The 19,281-nt window shown below is 61.8% G+C and carries 15 protein-coding genes and 1 pseudogene; 8 read left to right on the forward strand and 8 right to left on the reverse strand.

The annotated features are described in order from the left end of the window. Positions 1-126: 126 nt before the first annotated feature. Positions 127-651 (reverse strand): annotated as a pseudogene (locus tag EK373_RS31665) (SulP family inorganic anion transporter); the annotation flags it as partial. 10 nt (positions 652-661) lie between these two features. Further along, complete coding sequence (locus EK373_RS31670) at positions 662-1,003, reverse strand: ArsR/SmtB family transcription factor (RefSeq protein ID WP_129649382.1); 342 nt, start codon at positions 1,001-1,003, stop codon at positions 662-664. A gap of 89 nt (positions 1,004-1,092) precedes the next feature. On the opposite strand from EK373_RS31670, the gene EK373_RS31675 reads away from it, so the two are divergent. From EK373_RS31675 to EK373_RS31690, 4 genes are all read left to right on the forward strand, one after another. Then, positions 1,093-1,509 (forward strand): YeeE/YedE family protein, encoded by a 417-nt coding sequence (locus tag EK373_RS31675; RefSeq protein WP_129649383.1) that lies wholly within the window; start codon positions 1,093-1,095, stop codon positions 1,507-1,509. A gap of 2 nt (positions 1,510-1,511) precedes the next feature. Further along, positions 1,512-1,928 carry a DUF6691 family protein gene (locus EK373_RS31680; RefSeq protein ID WP_129649384.1) on the forward strand — a complete coding sequence of 139 codons (417 nt, stop codon included), beginning with the start codon at positions 1,512-1,514 and terminating at the stop codon, positions 1,926-1,928. 89 nt (positions 1,929-2,017) lie between these two features. Further along, on the forward strand, positions 2,018-2,491 hold the full coding sequence (locus tag EK373_RS31685; protein WP_129649385.1) for a beta-lactamase hydrolase domain-containing protein: 474 nt from the start codon (positions 2,018-2,020) through the stop codon (positions 2,489-2,491). Positions 2,492-2,737: 246 nt separating this feature from the next. Continuing rightward, entirely contained in the window at positions 2,738-3,079 is a 342-nt protein-coding gene (locus EK373_RS31690) for a hypothetical protein (RefSeq protein ID WP_129649386.1), read from the forward strand. 32 nt (positions 3,080-3,111) lie between these two features. On the opposite strand, the gene EK373_RS31695 is transcribed toward EK373_RS31690, so the two are convergent. The 3 genes from EK373_RS31695 to EK373_RS31705 all read right to left on the reverse strand — a co-directional run bounded on the left by EK373_RS31695 (position 3,112) and on the right by EK373_RS31705 (position 10,152). After that, complete coding sequence (locus EK373_RS31695) at positions 3,112-4,794, reverse strand: ShlB/FhaC/HecB family hemolysin secretion/activation protein (protein WP_129649387.1); 1,683 nt, start codon at positions 4,792-4,794, stop codon at positions 3,112-3,114. After that, the gene (locus tag EK373_RS31700) at positions 4,791-9,110 is read right to left on the reverse strand and encodes an MBG domain-containing protein (protein ID WP_129649388.1); all 4,320 of its coding nucleotides are present in this window, start codon (positions 9,108-9,110) and stop codon (positions 4,791-4,793) included. The genes EK373_RS31695 and EK373_RS31700 overlap by 4 nt, the downstream gene beginning before the upstream one ends. A 256-nt stretch (positions 9,111-9,366) precedes the next feature. Beyond that, entirely contained in the window at positions 9,367-10,152 is a 786-nt protein-coding gene (locus EK373_RS31705; RefSeq protein WP_129649389.1) for a helix-turn-helix transcriptional regulator, read from the reverse strand. Positions 10,153-11,100: 948 nt separating this feature from the next. On the opposite strand from EK373_RS31705, the gene EK373_RS31710 reads away from it, so the two are divergent. Further along, entirely contained in the window at positions 11,101-12,951 is a 1,851-nt protein-coding gene (locus EK373_RS31710; RefSeq protein WP_198683807.1) for a ricin-type beta-trefoil lectin domain protein, read from the forward strand. 216 nt (positions 12,952-13,167) lie between these two features. Continuing rightward, positions 13,168-14,073, forward strand: coding sequence for a sigma-70 family RNA polymerase sigma factor (locus EK373_RS31715; RefSeq protein ID WP_198683808.1), 906 nt, complete (start codon positions 13,168-13,170; stop codon positions 14,071-14,073). Positions 14,074-14,363: 290 nt separating this feature from the next. On the opposite strand, the gene EK373_RS31720 is transcribed toward EK373_RS31715, so the two are convergent. Further along, positions 14,364-15,182, reverse strand: coding sequence for an AraC family transcriptional regulator (locus tag EK373_RS31720; RefSeq protein WP_129649391.1), 819 nt, complete (start codon positions 15,180-15,182; stop codon positions 14,364-14,366). Here EK373_RS31720 and EK373_RS31725 point away from each other — a divergent pair. Together EK373_RS31725 and EK373_RS31730 are read left to right on the forward strand one after the other, a co-directional pair. Further along, on the forward strand, positions 15,181-15,363 hold the full coding sequence (locus EK373_RS31725) for a hypothetical protein (RefSeq protein ID WP_129649392.1): 183 nt from the start codon (positions 15,181-15,183) through the stop codon (positions 15,361-15,363). The genes EK373_RS31720 and EK373_RS31725 overlap by 2 nt on opposite strands. Positions 15,364-15,368: 5 nt before the next feature. Further along, complete coding sequence (locus tag EK373_RS31730; protein ID WP_129649393.1) at positions 15,369-15,824, forward strand: GNAT family N-acetyltransferase; 456 nt, start codon at positions 15,369-15,371, stop codon at positions 15,822-15,824. A 125-nt stretch (positions 15,825-15,949) separates the two neighbouring features. Here EK373_RS31730 and EK373_RS31735 read toward each other — a convergent pair whose 3' ends face one another. Together EK373_RS31735 and EK373_RS31740 are read right to left on the reverse strand one after the other, a co-directional pair. Then, positions 15,950-17,758 carry a serine hydrolase domain-containing protein gene (locus EK373_RS31735; protein ID WP_129649394.1) on the reverse strand — a complete coding sequence of 603 codons (1,809 nt, stop codon included), beginning with the start codon at positions 17,756-17,758 and terminating at the stop codon, positions 15,950-15,952. A 289-nt stretch (positions 17,759-18,047) separates the two neighbouring features. Further along, positions 18,048-19,271: an FtsX-like permease family protein gene (locus EK373_RS31740; protein ID WP_129649395.1), complete on the reverse strand. Its 1,224-nt coding sequence runs from the start codon at positions 19,269-19,271 to the stop codon at positions 18,048-18,050. Between the last annotated feature and the right edge of the window lie 10 nt (positions 19,272-19,281).

Consider the following 19,281-nt stretch of genomic DNA (forward strand, 5'->3'; position numbering starts at 1 on the left):
CCTTCTTGAACTCCGGGCTATACTGCTTCCGGACCTGCTTCTCGATCTTCTTGCCTTTCATCTCTCACCCTCAGATAGCGATATTAACTCGCTTATCCGGGTGTCCGCTAAACCGGGGCAGGATCATAATGCCGGCGACAGCTGAATGAGCGTATCGCCCTCAACACTCACGCCGAGCAGATGTTTCAGCTGGCTGGCCGCAATGAGCAGTGCCGATGCAGTGATGAATCCAGAGATCACAGGATGGCTGAGGAAAGTCGCGAGAAAACCCAAACGAAGCACGGCCATGGCGAGCAGCACCACACCGGATAGCAACGCCAGGACAAGTGCAGCTTCAATGTAGCTGGCCGAGCCTGCTCCCGCGATCTTCCCTGCCGCCGCTGCCGTCATCAACGAGACGACCGCGACCGGGCCGACGGACAACGTGCGACTCGTTCCGAACGCCGCATAGGCGATGAGCGGGGCGATACTGGCATACAACCCGATCTGCGGAGGCAACCCTGCAAGCATTGCGTAGGCAAGGCTCTGCGGAATGAGCATGAGCGTAACGATGAGAGCCGCGAACAGATCGCCGGTGAGGGTCGATCGATCGTATCCACGAAGCCAGCTCATTGCGGGTAGCCAGCGATCGCTTGTGAGACGCACTTTCATTACAGCTCGTTCAGTTCGCGCCTTGCTCGCAGTAGGCGGCGTAGAGTGCATTGAGTATGCCGATTGCCGGTCCTTCTGCGAGTGCGTAGTAAATCGCCTGCGACTCGCGTCGGGTAGTAACCAACTCCATCTCGCGCAAGGTTGCAAGATGTTGGGACAGCGCGGACATGCTCAGGCCTACGAGGGGCTGAAGCTCGCCGACGGATGCTTCCCCTTCGACGAGTCGGCAGAGTACGAGGAGGCGCGCGGGGTGAGCCAACGCCTTCAACAGGCCAGCCGCACTTTCGGCGTGCCGCGCCATCTCGGCTGGGTCTGGAAGTCTACGGCGCTTCGACTGAGCTGGACGTTTCATACGAGTTGCATTTACGCTTGACTGATACTTTAGCAATCTCTAAATTAGCGCATACTAAAGTTCGACGCAAGGCATATCGGGGCTGCACGATGACAACCTGGATGAGCGCGCTCGCGGGCGGAGTGCTGATCGGATTGGCCGCGACCCTATTGTTGTGGCTCAACGGCCGCGTCGCTGGCGTGAGCGGGATTTTCAACGGCGTGATCTTCCCAAACAAAGGCGACATCGCATGGCGATATGCGTTTCTCATCGGACTCATCGTCGCAGGCGGCGCCTACATGGCATTTGTTCCGGGCGCCGCGCTGCCGCGCACTGACTATTCGCGCCTTGCGCTGATCGCTGCGGGACTGCTCGTAGGATTCGGCACTCGCATGGGTAACGGTTGCACCAGCGGACACGGGGTCTGCGGCCTGGGCCGACTCTCGCTGCGTTCGTTCGTTGCGGTACTGACCTTCATGTCGACTGCCATGGCCACTACCTTCCTCGTCAAACACGTCGTGAGTTGAAAATGGCACCGCTCGTGATCGCAGCTCTTGTCTCGGGCGCCCTCTTTGGCACTGGCCTCGCCATGTCCGGCATGACGGATCCGCGGCGGATACTTGGGTTTCTCGATGTCTTCGGCAACTTCGACCCTGCCCTGCTCTTCGTTCTTGGGGGAGCGGTGGCCACCACAGTCGTGCTGTTCCGATTCGTACTTCGGCGCGGCAGCCCAGTACTTGCAAGCACATTTCATATGTCTAACCTGCGTCGCATCGATCGACGTTTGCTCCTCGGCGCGGCCTTGTTTGGCTGTGGCTGGGGGCTCGCTGGGTACTGCCCGGGACCAGCGCTGGCCGGCCTGGGCATTGGCTCACTGGAAGCACTGTGGTTCGTACCAGCCATGATTGGCGGCATGCTGTTGCATCGGCTGATCAATCGAGCTTGAGGATTTAAGCCGTGAAGAATTCGTTCGTTGCCGCGTCGATTGCGCTCTCGATATGTGTTGGCTGTGCAACGTCAAGGTCGCAAACGCCAATGCCGCAGGTCGCCGCTGCGGTCTCACCTTCCCCGGGCATCATAGCGGCAGGCCGATTGAAGCCTGAGGACATCGCGCAATTGAACGATGCCGGCATCGAACACGTCATCGATCTCACGCCAGATGACGAGACCCCCGACTTCGACGAGGCGAATGCTGTTCGATCCGCCGGCATCAACTATTCGAACCTTCCGGTGCGTGGTGCCGCGGACCTGACACGAGAGAACGCGATCGCCTTCGATCGAATGATGCGGAATGCGAAACGGCCGGTCCTCGTCCACTGCGCCAGCGGCAATCGTGTCGGCGCCATCGCCGCACTCCGAGCTGCGTGGCTTGAAGGCCAGTCAGAAGAGGATGCGATCGCCATCGGTAAGACCTGGGGTTTGAAAGGTCTGGAGCCTGAAGTTCGCGAGCGCATTCGCTCGCTTCACGACTCCGAACTCGGCAGCTCTGCGCGCGAGCAGCGAAACTGATCCCGAGTATCCGCATTGCGCGTCAGGGGACGATGCCCAGGAGACGCAACCCGACGACGACTGTCCGGCCTGTGATGCCAGATTGACGATTGCACTCCCCGCCGGTAATGGATGCCGACCAGCCGGTGGCAGCGCGACAGATTTTCAGCGACCGTCGAATTCTCGGATTCCAAGTTCCCCGGGACTACCTCTACTCTGAATTTCATCAATCCGAATTCGGCAACAGGCACCAGAATCGACAATGGTGTGCCGGTCCAATTCGATCTGACGGGCGGTGCGCTGGCCTTTGGCATTGCGCAAGGCCTGCCGACCACGCCAACGGTGGAGATGCTGCTGGACCCCGCAAACTATGTCCTGGCGCAGTTCGATCAGTCCGCGAGCAAGACCGAGAACCGTGAAGACGCATTTCGCACCGATTTCTCTTATGACCTGGAACGTGCCGGCATCACGACGGTTGAAGTCGGCTATCGCTACAACCAAAGCTCCAGCGAGGACAGGCAGGGCATGCTCCGCCTCGGTCAAAGTCACTTCCCGCTTCGGTCGCCCTCTTGCCATCGCGAGACATCATCGCTGACCAGGCCCCGTTGACCAATAGCTGTTGAGTCTATCAATGCGAAGGACTAGAAGCTCACATTGGCATTAAAATGGCCGTGATATGAAGCGCGCGCTGAAGAGCTGACAAGCTCGCGGAACTGCCAGCCGAACGCGCCGCTTAGCGAAAAGTGACGTCCGATTCGATAGTTCAGGCCTGGCCCGCTGGAGCCGAGCTCGAAGGTACCGCCGCCCAGTCCGCGTGTATGGAGCACCGCGCCGTCGATGAAGAAAAAGACGTCCGCCACGTCACGCCCGCGCATCAGCGAGAAAGACCGCATGTGAAGCTCAGTGCGCACGAGCGCGCCTGCGTCGCCGAACGCACTGCTTTCCCGATAGCCGCGAACGCCTGACACGCCGCCGCCGTTGAGCTGTTCGGTCCCCAGCAGCGCCCCACTCGCAGCCTGCACGCTTGCGGATACACTCAGGGAAAATTTCTGTGGCAATTGACGCGTGTAACCTACATCAAGCCGACCGTAGGCGTAATTCGCCTTGGCGCCGGGGCGAGCAATGTCGAAGGCCGCATCTTCGTTATCATCAGTCACTCCGCCGGGGCTGGCGTACGCGGACGCCGTCAACCATGTCGCGTACTCCGCCTCACGACGTGACAACGAGAACGTGACGCCCACCTGCGCAATGTGTGTGACGTTGTCGGTGATCGGAATGGCTGCGAACTCCAGAGTGTTGTCGGAATATTTGAAATCAGCGCCGAACGACAGGCTGCGCGTCCAGCCGCTCGCCGTCGTTGCGAAGGGCACTGAATAGCGCACACCCGTCTGCCACGACGTGCCTTCCTGCGTCAGCGGCTCGGGCAGCGCGGACTCGATCTTCGACCACGACCCGAACAGCGAGAGTGACTGGCCTGATTCGAAGCTCGTACCGTAATTGGCCGAATGACTGCGCGAGTGGTTCAATTCAGGGTCCGCCGAAAAGTTGTAACCAAGCGCATCGCCGCGACCAAACGCATTGCCCCACGTAAAGCCCGCCGTCGCGCGGCTTTCGTCCGTCACCGCGGTGCCGGAGTTGTTCCAGCCGGTAACGACTTCCCAGGGCCTCGCTTCCTGCGCCCGCAGGATGAGCCGAGTCGTGCCGCTATCATTTCCTGGCTCTGCCGCAACGGTCACGCGCCGGTAAGCGCTGTTATTCAGACGTTCTACGCCAGCCCGGATCGCCGCCGCGTCGATCTCGTCTCCGGCATAGAGCGGCACGGCTTTGCGGTACGAACTTTCCGAGAACCACTTCTCCCCTTCGATGTTCAGTTCGCCCTCGAGGCGTGCGCGCTGCACGACGACGCGAAGGACGCCCGCAGTCACCTCCTGCGGCGGCACAAACACTGCGACGAAGGGTTGGCCCACGCTGCGCAACCAAACACGCAAAGCGCTGCATAGCCGATCGGCCGATCCGAATGACATTGGTTTGTTCAAAAAGAGCTTGATCAGCTCCGCTGCGGCAGGATCGGAAAGTAGCGGCGTGCGAGAGATGTCCACGCCATCGAGATGCGCGAGAATGGGCTCACCAACCTGCCTCGCGTCCGGCACAGTGATCACACCGCGCAGGCTTTCGATGAAAACTGTTTCGCCAGCGAGCGGTTCCGTTCCGGGCGGGGGAGACGTATCAGCAGCTGGCGACTGGCCCTGGACGAGAACAGGCGCCAATAGCAGGATCAGGACGCGCACCTTAGCATGCGTGCCAGCAAAAGAACGGCCGCTCATTTCGCCCCCGTTTCCAACATCGCCATCGTGAAGGCGTTCAGAAACTCGGCCTTTGCGAGCGAATCGTTCTTCAGATCGAGTCCGGCGAGCTTCGCGTCCGCGTGCGTCGTGGCTCGGCTCATCATGGTGCTGTAAGCATCTTTGTTCTGGTTTTCCTGCGCTACCATGATTGCGGACTGCACGCCAATCACGACCAGCGCTACCGCAACGCCAATGATCGCCGTAGCGCCCGAGGCGCCGATTGTTACCGTTCCTGTTGTCTGGAGGACGCCTGTTGAACTTGTCGCAAATGAGTGCCCCACAACGGCACCGGTGAACTGCAGCGCCGCGACCACGCTGCCGCCGAGGGCAGCGCCACCCGCCGCGCCGAACGCCGCACCCAGCGCTCTTTCGGTGGCGGCCTGCTGGGCACTGATGGCGATATCCGGCATGGTCTTCAGCGCAAAGGGATTGTTCGCGCCGATGGCCGCCTTTTCCTCGTTGAACGCGCGCAGCTGATTGGTCAGCTCTTCTTTCAGAATCCGCCGCTGCTCATTGACTCGATTTGCGATGCGCGCCACCAACGCCTGTTGCGGCATGGTGAGTTCCTTGCCGCTCGCCACCGCCTCGAACACGGCCTGCGAGATCAGGGGAATGATTGCGCTGGCGGCTGCCAGATCGTTCTCGATCCGGTGACTGAGCTCGGCGAACGTCAGCTTGCCGTCGCGCAGTTGCTCCAGCAGCTCCACCTGATCTTTCGTAAAACTCTTCACGGTGTCGCTTGCGAGCAGCCCTGGGGCAAGCGCCACGAGCTCGGGACCGAAATCCCTGGCCGCCCGCGACAGATCGTAGGGCGTGAGCGGGTTCCCGCCGCCCAGGTTGTACACGACCTCGACCTTGGATTGTTCCTGGTCGAGGATATCGCGCATCTGCTTCGTCACCTCTTCCGCTGAAAGAATCGCGCCCTGCTTGAGCACCACGGGATTGAGCGGTGGCGCATCGAGTATCAGCGTGCCGGGCTGCAGGTCGAACGTGTAGTAACGTTCGATTTCCTCGAGCGTGGCGCTACCCAGCGGCTTGATCACCGGCGTGAGGATGTACTGACCTGGCCGATCAGGTATCCGATCCGGAGCGGCTTCAATCGTGAACTGAGGCCCGCCGAACTGCGGCGGCGTGAACATCACCGGATATGACGCGGGCGCTGCGCCCCACACACTGCGCGTATCGCTCACCTGAGCCGTGATCGTCTGCCTCTCGATCGTCAACGATCCTGGCGTGGTTGCGACGACCTCGTAGTTCAGTGTTGTGCCGGTATTGGAGAATCCGAACGAATAGTCTCCGGGAGCGGTGGTGTTGAAGAACGCCCGGTCGAACGTGACGCCGCTGAGCACGTCCGGCGTGTCGCCGTTCAACAGTCCGCTCACCGTGTAGCCGAGCTGGTGCGCGCTGCCGAAGACACTGGACACGCTCGACCCCTGCAGAGTGAGCGGCGCCGGCGTGATCGAGAGCGTTCCGGGTACGACATCGAGCACATAGTTCCTCGCGATGCCGCCGGCGGAGATCTCGTATGCACCGATGGATGAGAGAGCCGTGGCGTTGGTGAACAGGCCAAAGCTCGTCAGGACGCCGAAGTCGTCCTCGTTGCGAAACCCGCTGATCGCCCAGTCGAACTGCGGATTGGCGGAGCCATACATCCGCGTCGCGTTGCCAACGGTAACAGTCAGAGGCGCGCGGTCGATGGTGAGCGCGGAGAAGTTGGTCACCGCCTGTTCGAAGATATAGTTTCCGTTGTTTGCCGACAGTCCCGAACCGTGGATGCTGTCGACACCAGCGTCAGAGCCCGCGGTCGCGAAGGAATCAAACGTCAGTGTGCCGGTCGTGGCACTCGCCAGCGTGTCGCCGTTGACGAACCCGATGACGCTGCCGCCGAACAACGGATTCGAGTCGCCATAGAAACGGCGCGCAGGACTCGCCACATACGTGAGGACGGCGGGATCGATCCGGAACGTGCCGTTGACGTACTCGATGTTGTGAGTGTTCGAAGCTGCCCCGGACGCGACGATGGTGTACGTACCGACATTGACGGCCGGCCCACCCTGAATCGAGAACGTAGGTTGCACGGTAAGATCCGCACTCGTGCCGCCCGAGAACGAAGCGGTAAAAACCGGGTTCGGCTGACCGTACAAACGGATGAAATCGTTCGCCGTGATCGTCAGCGTGAGCGTCGGCCCCGCGCCGGCAGCGTTGTATAGAACCAGCGTCACCATGCCCTGCGTGTCGTCGGGGAAGCCCACGCCGTCGAACTGCGCGTATCCCGACAGTCCGCCGAGCGTGAAGGCGCCGGCCGTATTCGAGGTGTAGAGCAGCCGTCGACCCGTGCCCGACAGCAGGCCCGAGCCAGCTTGATTGACGAGCACTCCGCCGGTTGAAGCAAGTCGCGTCACGCCGGCAGCGCTGATGGAGGTGGCTGGCATGCCGCCGTCCGTTCCCAACAACGTCAGGTCGCCGGCCGAGGACAGCGTGACATTGTTTGCAGAATCGACGAGCGCCGCTACGCTCATCGAGGAACCGCTGTGCACGGACACGTTGCCACTGAAGCTCACCGGCTGCGGATCAGCCTCGTCGCTGATGATGGTCAGATTGCCGATGGCGTTGTCGGGATGCGTGGCGATAAACGACGTGCCTGGCTGCATCATCGCGTAGGTCAGTTGATCCGCGGACACAGCGCCGTTCAGCGCCACGATCGGGAATCCGCTGATGCGAATTCTATCGGCGGTCAGCGTCGCATCGATGGCACTCGTCAGGCTCGAACCCGGCCCGGTTACGTTGTGACTCAGATATAGCCTGCTGTCGGTGACGTTCGCCAGCGAGACGCTTTCGTTGATCGCCAGCGTCGAAGCGGAAAGAGTGAGGGTCACGGAATTTGCGCCGCCGGACGCGACAGTCACCGGCGTATCCACCGTCAGTGTGTCCGTGGCGTATAGACTCACATCGCTGTTGAGCAGGAGGTTCGCGAGAGAATCCGCGCCCAGCGTCTGGTCGCCCGGATCGTCGGTCTCGAACCACGAGTGGGGAAATTCGGTAAGCGCATCTGGCAGCGTGGTGGAACCTGCGACGATCGTGATGTTGTCCGGATCGAGCAGCAACTCACCACGCTCACCCGCCGGAGCGGACAGGTCCACGGCACCATCGAATGCCAGCGAATGTTTGCCCGAAACTTCCGCAAATCCACCGTCGCCGCCCTGCCCGCCCGCGCGTGCCTCCAAAGCGCCACGGAAAGCCGTGGCATTGTCGGCCCACACGATCACGCGACCACCATCGCCCGTCGTAGACGACGCACTGGCGTCGAGAACGGCGCTTGCCGCGACATGAGTCCTGGCGGCGTTGGCCACCTCGGCGTTGCCGCCACGATAGTCGCCACCCACCAGGATCTCGCCGCCCGAACCGTTGGCGTCGCGCGCGGCGACTGTGCCAGTCATTGCTACGTTGCCGCCAGCGGCCGTGATGAGAACGCGACCGTCCGCCCGGCGTTCCACACCACTGGCCCGAACGACGCCGCTGTGATTGACGGCCAGATCGTAGATGCTGCCGCCCGCGGCTTCGAGTTGAGCCTGTGCGGCGGTTATCACACCGGAGTTGTCGATGCCGACAGCGCCGGGGCCGGCGGACGGCAGATGCGCCTTGACGATGAACACCGGCGCATCCGGCGATGCGAGGTAGACCTCCGAACCTGCACCCAGCCCGACGGCTCCGTTCGGTGCGGCAAGCTGACCGGCGTTTTTTACGGTGTGGGCCAGTAGCACCACGTTGCCCTCATGCGCCGTGACCTTGCCGAGATTCACGATGCCTGCATCGCTGTCACCCTTGAAGGTGAACGCGCCCTGCTTCAGGAAATCCGCGTCCGCCACATCCAGCGTCGAAGCGAGGAACGCCGCGGTATCGATCATCGCTCCCGGGCCTACGATCACACCTTTTGAATTGATCAGGAACAGCTTGCCATTGGCCTGCAATCGACCTAACAGTTCGGAAGGGTTCCCGCCCGTCACGCGTGCGAGCATGGCGGCGTCCGTGCCGTTCTGAAGAATGCGCACCAACTCGTTCGGTGCGATGTTGAACTGCTGCCAGTTCATGATGGCGGCGCGCGAAGTTTGATCGAGCCGCATCTGCGTGCCGTCGACCGTCACCGTAACATTGCCGGCGACGAGCTCGCCGGCAGTCGGCAGCCCATAGGCGTATTGCGGTGGAAGAATGAGCGCGACCGAGACGGCAATTGCAACCGGCGCAGCCAGTACGTTCACGCGAGCCTTCGGGCACGCCTGGCCCTGCTTTGTGTTCATCGAAACTTCCTGTTCGCGAACCCGGATCGGGTCCAAAGGGCCACCGGGACGATCCAGGCGATGTTCCCTCCATGCGCCGAGCGTGTTCCGCTCGACTGGGGATATTTACCGGTGGGCTTCGGCCGATGGCGGCGCAGACTCTAGCGAGAGCACACAGGCGACAGGCACCCTCTAATCAGAGGGGGCAGGCGCCCCACACGCGATGTAACTCACAGATCTACAAAGTCGTCGCCGGAGCCGGTCGGCCGCCGTGTCGCTACGCTCCGCCGCTGATCCATAGCGCCATGAGCGCCGCGCGGTTCTTCACTCCGAACTTGCGATAGAGGATGCCGACATGCGCGTGCGTAGTGTTGTAACTCTGGCCGATGTCGGCCGCGATTTCCTTCTCCGACCGGCCTGTCAGCAAGCCGTGCAGTACCTTCCTTTCCGTGGGCGTCGGTGGGGTCTCGGCAATCAGCAGACCATGGCTGAGCATGAGCCGGCGATGGAACCATTTGAGCGCTCGGAGGATGTATCCGAAGGCGTCCCGTTCCTCCGGCGAGAAACGAGGCGCCTTCGGCCCGCGGAATACCCCGAAATAGCATTCCGCATCCGAGTTGACGGGCACCCCGGCCCAGATCGCGTCTTCGTGACCTTTGTTCCGGTAGGTGACGCGGTAGTACGCCGAATCGAACCATTCCGGGGGCGCCAGATCCACCAGGCGGTTGACGCGGAATGTACCCGCGCCGGCGACGTTGCGCGCCGTGGTGAGATCGACTTTCCCTCGTTCGAGATCCTTGACATCCTGCCGTGACGCCTCGCGCAGCTCAGGAAACGAATGCAGGTGCGACACGATGCGCGGCCGCCAGCCTGCGACCGGATCTTCCGGAAACTCGCCGGAGATGCGGACGGCCCCGATCCAGCAAGCATTTTGCGCTCCCATCACACCGCAGATTCTTTCCTGCAGGAAGTGCAGCGCCTGTTCGGCGTGCGCGACCGGAAAGTCGGCCAGCTCATCCCAAAGGGTCTGCGCGAGCTCGGCGTAGCGACTGGTGACGAGCATGGGCCCTCTTGCTTCGTGGTTTGATGCCAATCCGTAGTGCCTTACAACTCCGTCCGTGCTGTCCAAGGACGTAACCCACAGATCTCGATGTTAGGCAGCTTCTCGATATAGAAGTCTAGCATTCCGCCGAGTCTCGCCCTGCGCCTTACTCGACCACTTCTTAGACTGCAGTCCCTGGTGAGTACGCTCTTCGTGACAATGCGCCATGTAGTGCGTGAGCGCGCGTTCGAGCGATGACGTGCCGAAGAAGAGCGTATCGTACAAGCGCAGATCCGGCTGGGACGAGCCCTCCGTCACCGGCGTTCGTCGCTGCGACCTGCCGGGGCCGTCGTCCTGAAAGGAAACGCCGGCGACGGTGCGCGCATAGTCCGCGAAATTGAGCGCACCTGTTTGCGTAGCTCTTCGCCCGAAATGGCCTGGATACTCTGCGGCACGTCTTGCAGACGCTTCGTGCGCTTTCGTGCGGTCACGATTATTTCTTCTCCCACGAGCCGAGGCATCGGATCGTCACCCGCTGCCGACGAAGGCGGACCATCCGAGACTTCGCCGGCGCGATCCTCTGATGCAGGAGTGATCAGCAGCACGCCGCTGTCATCGGAGCGCAGTGCCAGCGAGTGCCTTCCAGAAGCTAGGGTTATGGCAGCGACGGCAGTGAGCGTGCCGTGTACACCGCTGGTATGCCGATTCCGGACTGTCGTGCTAGCAGTTCGACAGCCTCTCTGGAATGGCGGGCGATGTCAGCCACGAACCCGCGGTCACGGTCTTGGGGAAAATTGCGGTGATGTGAGCGTGAGCGAATATTCCGATACACACGCTACGTGCAATCGATGCCGTCGAAGGTCATCGCGATTCATGAATGTTTCATTGACGGCTAATGTTTGCTACTTCGCGTGCGCGATGCGATTGCTAGCTATGATCCGCGCGCTCGTTCGCTCAATGGAGACTTCGATGATGAATGGATTGCAACAGCAATCGCATGCGGGTCGCTCGTCGCCCGGCAAGATACAATCCGCGACTCGATGGATCGCAGCGACAGCTGCGGCATCGCTCTGGGTTCAAACCGCGTTGGCGGCGCCGCCAACGACTCCAACAGGACTCGACGCCGTGACGGGCGGCGACAGCATCGTGCTCATGTGGGCCGGCAGCACTGGGGACACCGCAATCACCCGATATAACGTGTATCGCGACGGCGTGCGCATCGGTACGTCCAGCGCGAGCAACCCGGGGACCGTCTACAAGCGAGGAACACGCTTCACGGATTGGGAGATTTCGCGCGGCGGCAGTTACAGCTATCAGGTTCAGGCGATCGACGGCAACGGCGCAGTCTCGGAGCTGTCGGCCGCGACGCTGGTCACCGCTCCCACCGACACTACGTCGCAGCCGGAGGTCGCGATCGATACCTCGCTCGCCCCGGACCTGGCCTCGTGGGCGAACCAATATGTGCTGCCGGAAGTGCTGGCGTGGTATCCGAAGATCTCGAATCTGATTGCCTATCCCGACTACACGCCCCGGATGAGCTTCACGATCCAGTTCGATCCCAGCGCGGACCCGGCTTATGCGGACTGGCGCCGCGGGCTCATCGTGGTCGATCCCGAATACGCGCGCAAGAATCCGCAGGACCTCGGCATGTTCATCCACGAGTTCACGCACATCGTCCAAAGCCCTGCCGGATTTGCCCGCGGCTGGATCATCGAGGGCACGGCCGACTGGACGCGCGAACATATCTACAAAGATCGCCCGCCCATCGTTCCGAAAGCGACCGACAGTTACGTGCAGGGCTACAGTCAAGGCTCGTTGCTGCTCGAATATTTCAGGCAGCGGGCTCGTCCCGACAGCGTTCGCAAAACGAACGTCGCGCTCCACAACGGCACCTACCACGACGGCGTCCTCACCAACCTGACGAGGTTCCGCTCGCTGGATGACGCCTGGCTGAGCATGCTGAACGTGCCCGGACACGATATCAGGACGGGCAGCATCACTGCCGCGCTCGCAGGCAAGTGCCTCGACAACTACGCGTTCGGCACCGACGACGGCAACCCGATCGGAAGCTGGGTGTGCACCGGCACCGATAACCAGTACTTTTCCGCGGTGCTGAATTCGGATGGAACGTATGCGGTACGCGTCCATGGAAAATGCCTGAATGTTTCTTCCGCGGGCACGGCCAATGGCACGCCGGTGGAGCTACACTCGTGCAACTGGACGAGCGCGCAGAGGTGGCAGATGGTCGGCTCGACCCTGAAGAATCCGAGCTCCGGTCGATGCCTCGACGCGGGTGACCTGGACGCCGGCGGGCAGACGCGCATTTGGGATTGCAACGGTTCTAGCGCGCAGCAGTGGAATATCGCCGTAGCGACGCCGACTGGATCGATCAGCGCCGTCAGCCTGCCGAACAAATGCGCGGAGAACCGCAATGGCAAGATCGTCGTCGGCACTTGCGGCGCGGACGGCCAGGAATGGACGGTAGTCCCGGTCGGCGGCAACGTGGTGCTCACGGTGGGCGGCGGCGCCTGCATGGATGTGACCTCGTCCGGCACGACCAACGGCACGCCGATCCAGTCCTTCCGCTGTAACGGAACGCTCGCTCAGCAGTGGACCGTGATCTCGAGCGGGTTACTGCGCAATCCCAACTCGGGACGGTGTCTCGCGGCCAACGACAGCGGCAACGACGGCACGCCCTTCGTCTTGTCCGACTGCAACACCCGCAGTGTGTATCAACGCTGGCACCTGCCGGGGCAAACGATGATCGCCGTTCCTGCCCAGGTCACCTCTGGCAGCGTGCGCATCACGAACACCCCATAACACGCGGACTTCGAGGGCCGACCGCCCAACCGGTGACGAGCCGGTTGGGCTTTTTGTCGAAGCGGCGCACTGGAGCGACACGCGTTTTGTCCCAACCGGATCGAATGTTCCCTAGTGGGAAGCTTGGGCGGCTGTAATCGACATTAGCAATTTTTCCCAAGTTTGCGCGCCGGACAACTGCCATGCTGGCGGCGACACGATGGAGGAATTTGCGGATTGAACGCGAGATCGAAGCCGCTCGACGCGAAGTATCAGGCGGAGTTCCTCGCACAGGCCAGGGAGCTGCGGCCCGAGCTGCACCGCTATTGCTCGCGTCTGATGGGGTCGGTCGTGGATGGCGAGGACGTGGTCCAGGACACCATGGCGCGGGCATTGCAGGCCCTGCACGAGTTGCAAGAGCCCACGGTGCTGCGCGCCTGGTTGTTCCGGATTGCTCACAACCGGGCGCTCGATATCCTGCGCGGCCGAGCGTTGCGAAAGCTGGAACCCATCGATGCCGCCGTCGAAATTTCCGATCCCGACACGCCGGATCCATTGCTGACCCTCCTGCAGCATGAAGCAGTGAACACCGCAGTTTCGCGCTTTACGGAGCTGCCACCGGCGCAGCGTAGCGTCGTGGTGCTCAAGGATGTGCTCGGCGAGCCGCTGCTCGATATCGCCGCCCTACTCGATTTGTCGGTGGACTCGGTCAAGGCTCACCTCGCCCGCGGCCGGGCCCGGCTGCGCGAAATCAGCGAGCGCCCCGTGCCACCCAAGCGAGAGCACACGCCCTCTGCTGCTGTCGCGCGCTTCGTCATGCACTTCAATCAACGCGACTGGCCTGCCCTGCGTGCGTTGCTCGCAAGCGATGTAAAGCTGCAGCAGTCATCACATCCGGTTCGAACCGGCACGAAGTATGTCGGCACATTCTTCAACACCTACGCGAAAACCGACGGCATCCGACTAACGCCCGCCTGGCTGGAGAAACGCGAAGTCATCGCGGCGTTCGAGTGCGGAAGCGCGCCCGGCCCGGCGTACTTCATGTGGTTGGAATGGCGTAAGGACCGCATCGTCTTCATCCGCGACTACCGTTACGACCGCTATGTGATACGGGACGCGGAGCTCGTCATGGTCGACGGCTGAATCCAGCGTCGAGCTGCGTCGCGGCTTCTGAATCCCGCCATGTTTGTCACTCCCGCGGTTCCATCGCCGGCCGCTTACGTAATCCATCACGCCACCAAGTAGAGATGAAGCGATGACGACCCGGTGGGCGCCGCCGGCGTACCGCGAACGGGCCACGGTGTATCTGCTCGATCCCAACAAGGGCTCTTACCCCTCTCGTCGAGGCGCGGAAATCGGACGACTGCGATTTCAATTGGAGAAAATCTTGCGCCGCCTCGATGCCAGAAAGGCATCAACCGAGCGCACCCGGCTCAATCGATCCGGCGCCAGGCGCGAGGACTGACCCTGAATGCCTGACGGAAGGCGGTAGTGAAATGAGAGATATCGTTGAAGCCGACTTCCAGAGCCAGCTGGGTGATGGGTTGCCGCGTCGCTATCAGCCGATCTGCCGCGGCACGAAGTCGTATTCCGATGAGGCGTTGCTTTGGAGTCTCGCCCGTCACGGCGTGAAACACCCGAATGAAGTGATAGCGGCTGAGGTTGGCGTTGCCAGCCATTTCATCGAGCGTCACGGGGTGGGCATAGCGTTGTTCCATATCCCGCGCGACTTGCAGCACGCGCCTGCTCTCCAGTGCACTGACGTGCGACGATCGCTGCTTCACGTCCGCGCCAAAGGCAGTGGCCAGCAGCTCGATCACTGCTTCAGTCTGGTCGAGCGGACTCGCAGCGATTCTGCGTATCAGTCCATAGAGCGCGAGCGACGCGCGACTGGGAGAGATGACTTCAACGGGAAAGCGCGGCTCCTCCAGGCCGCAGTCGGCGGCAACTTCGGCAACGAGCCGCGGTTCCACTGCGAGGACTGAACGGTGGACACGCTGGGAGCCATACTTCCAGACGGTAAAGCCCTCGTCTCCAGTTCCGAAGATAACGGCGCCACGGCTCGCCGTAACGCGGCGACCACGCGCCGCATAGCCGAACTCGCCATCGACGACGGCTCCGATGCTGTGAAATGCGTAACGACGGTCGACTGCGGTTTCCCGATCGTCCGCCGCGCAAAAATACGCCTCCCCGACGCCATAGGCCGAAGAGCGCTTCGAAAGTGCGAGTCCGTTGACTTCGACGCTGATCATGGACCGCAATATTCCTCAAGTTCGCGCGACTCTGGCAAGCGAGGAAAAAGCAGAATTTCCTGACTCCTTTTGCGACTTCAATCGTCCATCTATTGGGGTCGTCGCCCGTCAGGACGATGGCGTCGTCTTCGGGCTCAAGGGCGACACGGCAATCTCCATCCTCGAGTACACGATCGCTTGAACGCAATGACAATACACATTCGAACGGCAACGTACGCGGATATCGCCACCATCGCGACGCTGGTGCTCGCCTTGTTGGATGAGCTGTCCGGCGACGAGCCCAGCGGCTACAGTCTGCGCGACCTGTCCGATCGCACGTCTCGCTTGATGTCCGCGGGAGATGTTTCAGCCATCATCGCCGAACGCAGCCGCGAAGCGGTGGGCGTAGTCGTTCTCAATAGCTGCGCTTCACTGTACGCCGGCCGCTTCGGAGAAATCACGGAACTGTATGTGAAGCCCGCCCTTCGCTCGTCCGGCGCCGGCGCGGCATTGTTGTCCGCCGCCTGTGAATATGGCCGGGAGCGATTCTGGTCCCGCCTCGAAGTGGGTACGCCCGAGCAACCCGCCTGGGTCCGCACCCTCGAGTTCTACCGGCGCCATCATTTCATCGAAACCGGAGTGCGCCTGAAGCTGCCGCTCTAGAGTTGCTGCACCCCGATACGTTCGCGGCCGACACCACCATCCATATCTACAAGATCACGCCGTAACGTTTGCAGCCACGAGCTCCGCTCGCCCGCGGATCGCAGGCGAGCGGAGTCTTTCACAGGTCAGTGCTTCGCTTCAGGCTGATGCACCGCCAAGCGACGTGGGCCCACCGGCAGAGTCACCCGTGTGGCCTCCTTTTGGGTTGTCTGGACCTTTGCCGGCAGAGTCGCCGCCACTGCCCGGCGCTCGAACTCGAAGTCCTTCATGCCCAGAAAGTCCAGCTTCACGCCGCTGATTGCACCGGCGCCGTTGCGCGTGAACTGCAACAGTCCGGGCTGCCCGAAGAACTGATCTGTCACGATCGCCGGCTGCAGCGGCCCAACGAACGGCAATACGATCTGCTCGGGGTCCTCGGCCACGGTCAGCGCACCGTCCTCGCCGAGCACGAAGCTCCACGACACGCCGAGCTCACGGCTGTAGTAAGTTCCCGTGTATTGCTGCAGATCGTCGGGGGGCGCCACAGTAACGGTGCGAGCGCCCTTGCGCGGATCCTCATCGGGCTCATCGGAATACAACTGGAAGCTCATCGAGTGCGCCGGCCGCCCGTTCTGGACGTCGAACTTCACCTCGCTGCCCGGCAGCTCATCGATCACGAACGTAGTCGGCCCGGTGGAGATCAACGAGAACTCACTGATCAGAAAACGCAGCTTCAGCGACGCGCCGTCTGCGATCACCGAATACAGCTCTTCCTTGTTGGAGTTGTAGTACTTGCCGACGAAGCGTTCGATCGGCAATGACGGCGCCGGGGTCGGCGTGCTCGGAGCGGGCTGCGTGAAATAGCCTTCCAGCGCTACGTCGACGACACCTCGCGCCAGTGAATATTGATCCACATCATCGGTGTTACAGAACAGCGCGAAAGTCGTGTGCAGCTCTGGATAGCGCTGGAACTGACCGTGGTAGCCGCTCCAATCGCCCCCGTGCCGCACGCGGTTCAGCCCGCGATAACGATCTCGTTGCACGCCACGCGCATAGATCAGCTGGCGCCCGCTGCTCAGCTTGCCCCGGCGATACATTTCCGAAATGAAAGCGCTGCCGCCAACGGCGCCAGTGTAGAAATTCTCGTCCCAGCGCTGGAACTCCTCGATCGAGGTCTGCAGCCCACCGTCGCCGACCTGCTCCCAGTTCGAGATGACGTTGTCGTAGGCGCCGTCGTCGTTCGGGTATCCATAACCGATCGCCTGGTTCGGAATCACTTGATCATGGGCGACGCGATACATGCTCAGCGGCATGCCCAGCGGGTTGAAGAACTGTTCGCGCGCCAATTGGTTGATCGGCTTGCCGCTGACACGCTCGGCGATGATCGCCAGCAGCAGATAACCGGTGTTCGAGTATTCGTAACGCGTGCCCGGAGTGAAGTTGAGCCGCTTCTGCCGCGCCACCAGCTCGAGCGCCTGTGCCTGCGTGGTGATCTCGAAATAATCGAAGCCGGCCAACAAAAGCAGCCCGTTGTAGTCCCGCAAGCCGCTGGTGTGCCACAACAGATTGTTGATGGTGATCCTGCTGCCATAGTCTGGCAGCTCAGGAATGTATTTTTGCACGTCGTCCGTGAGTTGCAGCTTGCCCTGCTGCGCGAGCAGCACGACGTGGGCCGCGGCGAACTGTTTGCTCATCGAAGCAATGTCGAACAGCTTCGACGCATCGTTCGGCGCTTTGCCCTCGATCGAGGCCATGCCGTAGCCGCGCGAAAAAATGGTCTGGCCGTCACTCATGATGCCGAGCGAGCAGCCCGGCGTCGTCGAGTTGAAGCCAGCAAACAGCTCGTCGATCCGCGCGCGCTGCGACTCGTCGAGCGTGATCGCCCCCGGCGCCTGCGCCACCGCGAGCAAGGATGCCCCCAGTACGATATTCGGTATCCGTTTCCCATGAACCATGTACGACTCCTGTGCGGATGTGCAAAGGGCCGACGAACGCCGTCGACTTTGAAGGCGCCACCGGCCCGACAGGACATCGTTCTACGTATGGAGAATCATTGTCTCAATCCGGATTGAAAGAACTTCCGGCGCATGGATTGTGTGATGTGACTTTTTCGCGAGCGCTGCGATTTCTCGACCAAATCGAACCGGAAAATGAAATCCATGCGGAGTAAGAAAGACGCTGCGCGCGATGAAACCGTCGTAGGCGAGTTTCTCACTCGTCGGATGCGTTAACCGCGTGTAGCGATCAGGCGATGCGGCGAGTTGCAACCGCTGGCGGCACCTGGGCAGCAGCACGGGCCGGTTGCCACGCGGCGATCTGCCCGAGCACCCACAGCCCGACAACCCCGCCGGCGAGATAGATGAGATCGAGCCGAGGTAGTCCGTACTTGCGCGTCAGCCAATAGCTCGCGGCGAGCGTCAGGACGCACCCAAGAACCACGCCGATCGTGCTGATCAGCCAGTTCTCCAGTAGAAAGTAACGAACGATGTCTCCGCGCCTGGCGCCAAGCGCCCGCCGTGTGCCGATCTGCTTGGTTCTCGCGTTCACATTGAACGTCGCGAGGCCGAACAGGCTGAGTGCGGTGAGCGTGAGCAGCAGCGCCGTGATCGTCACCAGAAAAATTCCCATGTTGCGATCGGCAAGATACGCGCGCCTTCTCACCTCCTCGAGCGAACGCACCCAGGAGATCATGCGATCGGGGTTGGAAGTGCTCATCCGCCCTTCCACCATGCGCATGACCACATCGCGCTGCTGCGGCTCCGTGCGCACCAGGTAGAAATTCTTCGGCACCGAACTGGGCTGACGCGGCACCAGCGAGACGCGATCCACATAGGCCACATCGGCCGACGCCGCTTGCATGTGCTCGATGATGCCGATCACCGTGACGGGCGTGTCGACGCTGTCGTATACCGTCTTGCCGAGCGCGTTTTCGTTTGGGAAAAGCTCGTCGGCGAACGCCTGCGTGATGATGATCTGCTTCGGCATGCGTGCCGTGATGGAATCCGCCGGCGGCTCGACCTCACTCTGCTCGAACCCGCGGCCGGCCACCAGTCGCACACCGAGCGCATCGATGCCCTGCTCATCCACCTCGAAGTAGCCGCCCGGGAGACTGTGAACCTCCGCGTTCGGCCTGGCAGCCAACGATGCCATCACGCCAACACCGCCTCCCAGCGGCACCGAGTTGCTGGCGGTCGCGGCGATCACACCGGGCAGGCTGCGCAGGTACGCCAGGTCTTCGCGAAGAGTGGTCACGTAATCGAAGTCCTGCGCGAATCCCGCGCTCGCAATGGCGATGACGTTCTCGACGTCGAAGCCGGTCGGGCGCGAGGTTCGCTCCATCCGCTGCTTCACGATGAACACCGCGTTCACCAGCACAGCGAGCGTGATCGCGATCTGCATCGCGACCAGTAAAGCGCCGATGCGATTGTGCCGTAAGGCAGAGACGACTTGACGAATGTTGCCGCTCATCGAAGCACTC

The sequence above is a fragment of the Peristeroidobacter agariperforans genome, assembly GCF_004138335.1.
GTDB classification, from domain to species: Bacteria; Pseudomonadota; Gammaproteobacteria; order Steroidobacterales; family Steroidobacteraceae; genus Steroidobacter; species Steroidobacter agariperforans.

Bases quoted from the DNA above. Each gene is read 5' to 3' on its own strand.
- EK373_RS31675 (WP_129649383.1), top strand. From the start codon at position 1,093: ATGACAACCTGGATGAGCGCGCTCGCGGGCGGAGTGCTGATCGGATTG.
- EK373_RS31705 (WP_129649389.1), bottom strand. From the start codon at position 10,152: ATGCTCGTCACCAGTCGCTACGCCGAGCTCGCGCAGACCCTTTGGGAT.
- EK373_RS31710 (WP_198683807.1), top strand. From the start codon at position 11,101: ATGATGAATGGATTGCAACAGCAATCGCATGCGGGTCGCTCGTCGCCC.
- EK373_RS31670 (WP_129649382.1), bottom strand. From the start codon at position 1,003: ATGAAACGTCCAGCTCAGTCGAAGCGCCGTAGACTTCCAGACCCAGCC.
- EK373_RS31700 (WP_129649388.1), bottom strand. From the start codon at position 9,110: ATGAACACAAAGCAGGGCCAGGCGTGCCCGAAGGCTCGCGTGAACGTA.
- EK373_RS31695 (WP_129649387.1), bottom strand. From the start codon at position 4,794: ATGAGCGGCCGTTCTTTTGCTGGCACGCATGCTAAGGTGCGCGTCCTG.
- EK373_RS31680 (WP_129649384.1), top strand. From the start codon at position 1,512: ATGGCACCGCTCGTGATCGCAGCTCTTGTCTCGGGCGCCCTCTTTGGC.
- EK373_RS31725 (WP_129649392.1), top strand. From the start codon at position 15,181: ATGGACCGCAATATTCCTCAAGTTCGCGCGACTCTGGCAAGCGAGGAA.
- EK373_RS31730 (WP_129649393.1), top strand. From the start codon at position 15,369: ATGACAATACACATTCGAACGGCAACGTACGCGGATATCGCCACCATC.
- EK373_RS31685 (WP_129649385.1), top strand. From the start codon at position 2,018: ATGCCGCAGGTCGCCGCTGCGGTCTCACCTTCCCCGGGCATCATAGCG.
- EK373_RS31735 (WP_129649394.1), bottom strand. From the start codon at position 17,758: ATGGTTCATGGGAAACGGATACCGAATATCGTACTGGGGGCATCCTTG.
- EK373_RS31740 (WP_129649395.1), bottom strand. From the start codon at position 19,271: ATGAGCGGCAACATTCGTCAAGTCGTCTCTGCCTTACGGCACAATCGC.
- EK373_RS31720 (WP_129649391.1), bottom strand. From the start codon at position 15,182: ATGATCAGCGTCGAAGTCAACGGACTCGCACTTTCGAAGCGCTCTTCG.